Genomic DNA, 4,681 nt, shown 5'->3' with positions numbered 1-4,681 from the left:
GGGGAGGACGGCGGCGCGGAGGCCGGCGCCGGTCATGACGGCGGCGGTGTCGCGGGCGAAGTCGTGCGACTTGTGGCGGGCGTCGTAGCCGATGACGACGAGGCCGTCGTGGTGGCCCTGCTTCTTGAGGTAGGCGGCGAGGCCGGCGGCTGCGCGGATGACGACCGAGCTGTTCATGCGCATGGGGCCGGCGCCGAGTTCGCCTCGGAGGCCGGCGGTGCCGAACTGGAGGGTGCCGCTGAAGCGGGCGGCGAGTTCGGTGTGGTCCTGGGCGTCGATGAGGCGGGCGAGCTCGGTGCGGGTTTCCGGGTCGGGGTCCTCGGTGAGCCACGCCTGGGCCTGTGCGATGAGTTCGTCGTGCACGGTCTGTGTCAGCCTCTCGGTTGTGGGTGGTGCCGGGGGATGGATGCCTGCGGCGGCCTGTGCGGCTTCGGTGGGGGCTCGTGTCGCGCCTACGCGTGRGCTGTGGGTCGGGGCCGCGYCGGGGGGTGTCCGTCCTCGGAACGGCGCGATGGGGTCGGATACCGACTAACCGTCCGTTGACGCGCCAACCGCTGCGGGCGGACACCCCCCGACACGGCCCCTTCCCGCCGTAGGCGAGTGCGGGTCCGCTCAGCTGCGGGCGCCTCCCGTTCAGCTGCCGTCGGCCGCCGCGCTGCGGGGCCGCTGTGGCCGCCCTAGCTGCGGGCAATCGTGCCGCTAGGGGCGATGGGGGTCCCCTGCTCGAGCGAAGCCGAGAGCTTGGGGGAGGGTGGGCGCAGCGGCACCCCGCCACGCCGGGTTGCGGACCCACCCGGCCTCGGCCACAGCGCCGGGTTGCCTACAGGCGTCCCAGGACCTGCGCGAGCAGTGAGCCCATCCGTGTCGCGGAGTCGCGGCCGGCCTGGAGGACCTCTTCGTGGTTGAGGGGCTCACCGGTCATACCCGCCGCCAGATTCGTCACCAGGGAGATGCCCAGAACCTCCGCACCCGCCTCGCGCGCGGCGATCGCCTCCAGGACCGTCGACATGCCCACCAGGTCCGCCCCGATGACGCGGGCCATGCGGATCTCGGCCGGAGTCTCGTAGTGCGGGCCGGGGAACTGGGCGTAGACGCCCTCCTCCAGGGTGGGGTCGACCTCCTTGCACAGGGCCCGCAGGCGCGGGGAGTAGAGGTCGGTGAGGTCGACGAAGTTGGCGCCGATGATCGGGGACGTCGCCGTGAGGTTGATGTGGTCGCTGATCAGGACCGGCTGGCCGGGGCGCATGCCCTCGCGCAGGCCGCCGCAGCCGTTGGTGAGGACGATCGTCTTGCAGCCCGCCGACACGGCGGTGCGGACGCCGTGGGCGACGGCGGCCACGCCGCGGCCCTCGTAGTAGTGCGTGCGGCCGAGGAAGACGAGGGCGCGCTTGTTGCCGATCCGGTACGAGCGGATCTTGCCTCCGTGGCCCTCGACCGCCGGGGGCGGGAAGCCGGGCAGCTCGGTGACCTGGAGCTCTGCCTCGGGGGCGCCGAGGGCGTCCACGGCCGGGGCCCAGCCGGAGCCCATCACGAGGGCGACGTCGTGGGTCTCGGCGCCCGTGAGTTCGCGCAGGCGGGCCGCGGCGGCGTCGGCGGCGGCGTGGGGGTCGCCCTGGATGTCGTCCGGAAGAAGAGATGCGTTCACGCCGACGAGGGTAGCCGGTGATTGCCTACGCGCGTAGATGGTGGAGCTCACGGGGTGGCGATCGTTGTCTTGTCGTTTCCGACGAAACGGGGCTCAGCAGGGGCGCTTGCGGAGTTCCATGACGTAGTCGTGGGGGGCGCCGGCTGATTCCGCCGCGTCGGCGATCTCGCCCAGGTTGCGGGCGGAGGGCAGGCCGCCCTCGTAGGCGTTGAGGGTGAAGGCCCACGCCTGCTCGTCACTCTCCAGGGTGTGGACCCGTACGCGTGTGCGGCGGTAGATGTCGAGCCCCACGCCCTCCCAGCGGTCGAGCGACTCCTCGTCCATGGGGGCGATGTCGTACAGCGCGACGAAGACCTGGGAGAGGGGGTCCTCGACGATCGTCGGCAGGGCGCCCTCCCAGCCCATGTGCTCGCCGCCGAAGGTCAGCCGCCACCCGTTCAGCCAGCCGGTGGCGCGCAGCGGTGAGTGCGGGGCGCGGCGGGACATCAGCCGCGCGTCGAGGTTGCCGGCGTACGCGGCGTAGAGCGACATGGGGAGAGACTACGGCAGGTGCTCCTGGGTCACTCGCGTAACGGAGCCGCATCGGGCGGGCCCCGGGGCGGTGTCACGTTGAGGCGTGCGGGACAATGGAGTACGTGACTCGGATCGTGATCATCGGTGGCGGACCCGGCGGATACGAAGCGGCGCTGGTGGCCGCCCAACTCGGTGCGGAGGTGACCGTCGTCGATTGCGACGGTCTGGGCGGGGCGTCGGTGCTCACCGACTGCGTGCCGTCCAAGACTTTGATCGCCACGGCCGAGGTGATGACCACCTTCGACTCCTCGTACGAGGAGCTGGGGATCATCGTCGCGGACGACACCCCGCCTCTGGAGCAGAGCGCCCGGGTGGTCGGGGTCGACCTGGGGAAGGTCAACCGGCGTGTGAAGCGGCTCGCGCTCGCCCAGTCGCACGACATCACGGCCTCCGTGACGCGTGCCGGGGCGCGTGTCCTGCGTGGGCGCGGGCGGCTGGAGGGCATGCAGGCGCTCGACGGGTCGCGCAAGGTCGTGGTGCGCGCCGCCGACGGGAGTGAGGAGACCCTGACGGCGGATGCCGTGCTCATCGCCACCGGCGGGCATCCCCGCGAGCTGCCCGACGCCCAGCCCGACGGCGAGCGGATCCTGAACTGGACCCAGGTCTACGACCTCGACGAGCTCCCCGAGGAGCTGATCGTGGTCGGGTCGGGTGTGACCGGTGCCGAGTTCGCCGGTGCCTATCAGGCGCTGGGGTCGAAGGTGACGCTCGTGTCGTCGCGGGACCGGGTGCTGCCGGGTGAGGACCCGGACGCGGCCGCCGTGCTGGAGGAGGTCTTCCGGCGGCGCGGTATGAACGTCATGGGACGCACCCGGGCGCAGTCCGCCAAGCGGGTCGGGGACCGGGTCGAGGTGACCCTCTCCGACGGGCGGGTCATCACCGGGTCGCACTGCCTCATGGCCGTCGGTGCCGTTCCGAACAGCTCGGGCATGGGGCTGGAGGAGGCCGGGGTCCGGCTGCGCGAGTCCGGTCACATCTGGACGGACAAGGTGTCGCGTACGACCGCTCCGGGCGTGTACGCGGCCGGTGACGTGACCGGCGTGTTCGCCTTGGCGTCCGTGGCCGCCATGCAGGGACGTATCGCCATGTACCACTTCCTGGGCGATGCGGTGGCCCCGCTGAACCTGAAGACCGTCTCGTCGAACGTCTTCACCGACCCGGAGATCGCCACCGTCGGCTACACCCAGTCCGATGTCGACGGCGGGAAGATCGACGCCCGGGTCGTGAAGCTGCCGCTGCTGCGCAACCCGCGCGCGAAGATGCAGGGCATCCGCGACGGCTTCGTCAAGATCTTCTGCCGGCCGGGGACCGGGATCGTGGTCGGTGGTGTGGTCGTGGCGCCGCGTGCCTCGGAACTGATCCACCCCATCTCGATCGCGGTCGACAACAATCTGACAGTCGAACAGATTGCGAACGCCTTCACCGTCTATCCCTCGTTGTCGGGCTCGATCGCAGAGGTGGCACGGCAGTTGCACACCCGGAAGGACACCGGCGAGGGCTGAGGCCGAATCCGGCTCTTCGCTGGTCACGGGGAGTGTTCGACCATGCGTACGGCATAGGCGGCGGGACTAGGCTCTATACCACTTCCCGCTGTGGCGTGCGAACATCTTCTGCTATTCAGCGCAAACTGCTGAAAGCAGACGGTCGCTGGCGTTACTGTCAGTTTCGTGTTCGCTGCAGAACGTCGCCAATTGATCCTCGAAATGGTGCGAGCGAACGGGGCCGTGTCGCTCCGTGAGCTCGCCCGCGTCGTCCAGACCTCCGAAGTGACCGTACGGCGGGACGTGCGCGCGCTGGAGGCAGAAGGACTCCTCGACCGCCGGCACGGCGGTGCGGTACTGCCGGGCGGTTTCACGCGGGAGTCCGGCTTTCCGCAGAAGTCTCATCTCGCGACCGCCGAGAAGACCGCCATCGCCGACCTCGCCGCGAGTTTCGTGGAGGAGGGCGAGGCGATCGTGGTCGGGGCGGGTACGACGACCCAGGAGCTGGCCCGCCGGCTCGCCCGGGTGCCCGGGCTGACCGTCGTCACCAACTCACTGCTGGTCGCCCAGGCGCTGGCCCATGCCAACCGGGTCGAGGTCGTGATGACCGGCGGTACGCTCCGCGGCTCGAACTACGCCCTGGTCGGCAGCGGTGCCGAGCAGTCCCTGCACGGGCTGCGGGTGTCGCGGGCGTTCCTGTCCGGGAGCGGTCTGACCGCGGAGCGCGGGCTGTCCACGTCCAACATGCTGTCGGCTTCCGTCGACCGGGCGCTGGTGCAGGCGGCCGCGGAGGTGGTGGTCCTCGCCGACCACACCAAGCTCGGGACGGACACGATGTTCCAGACCGTGCCGACGGATCTCATCACCCGCCTTGTCACGGACGAACCGCCCGCTCACGACGACCGTGCGGCGACGGAGCTCCAGGCGCTCGCCGATCAGGGAGTGCAGATCGCTGTCGCGGGGGCGCCGGGGGGTTCGGCGG

General features: G+C 70.8%; 4 protein-coding genes and 1 pseudogene. 2 read left to right on the top strand and 3 right to left on the bottom strand.

Going from position 1 to position 4,681, the window contains the following annotated elements:
• The 3 genes and pseudogenes from CA983_RS40985 to CA983_RS40975 form a co-directional block, all read right to left on the bottom strand.
• A pseudogene (locus CA983_RS40985) lies at positions 1-363 on the bottom strand (phospho-sugar mutase); the annotation flags it as partial.
• Positions 364-820: 457 nt separating this feature from the next.
• Positions 821-1,645: a purine-nucleoside phosphorylase gene (locus CA983_RS40980; RefSeq protein WP_020274367.1), complete on the bottom strand. Its 825-nt coding sequence runs from the start codon at positions 1,643-1,645 to the stop codon at positions 821-823.
• Between the two features lie 93 nt (positions 1,646-1,738).
• Entirely contained in the window at positions 1,739-2,176 is a 438-nt protein-coding gene (locus CA983_RS40975; RefSeq protein ID WP_086605746.1) for a gamma-glutamylcyclotransferase family protein, read from the bottom strand.
• A gap of 95 nt (positions 2,177-2,271) precedes the next feature.
• Here CA983_RS40975 and CA983_RS40970 point away from each other — a divergent pair, with 95 nt between their 5' ends.
• On the top strand, positions 2,272-3,720 hold the full coding sequence (locus CA983_RS40970) for an NAD(P)H-quinone dehydrogenase (RefSeq protein WP_086605745.1): 1,449 nt from the start codon (positions 2,272-2,274) through the stop codon (positions 3,718-3,720).
• Positions 3,721-3,921: 201 nt separating this feature from the next.
• Positions 3,922-4,681: DeoR/GlpR family DNA-binding transcription regulator (locus CA983_RS40965; protein ID WP_244207314.1), on the top strand; the 760-nt coding region annotated here is incomplete at its 3' end.

Source organism: Streptomyces swartbergensis (assembly GCF_002148965.1).
Taxonomy (GTDB): Bacteria; Actinomycetota; Actinomycetes; order Streptomycetales; family Streptomycetaceae; genus Streptomyces; species Streptomyces swartbergensis.
The sequence above is the reverse complement of the archived record's forward strand: the minus strand, read 5'-3'. Positions and strand labels throughout refer to the sequence as shown.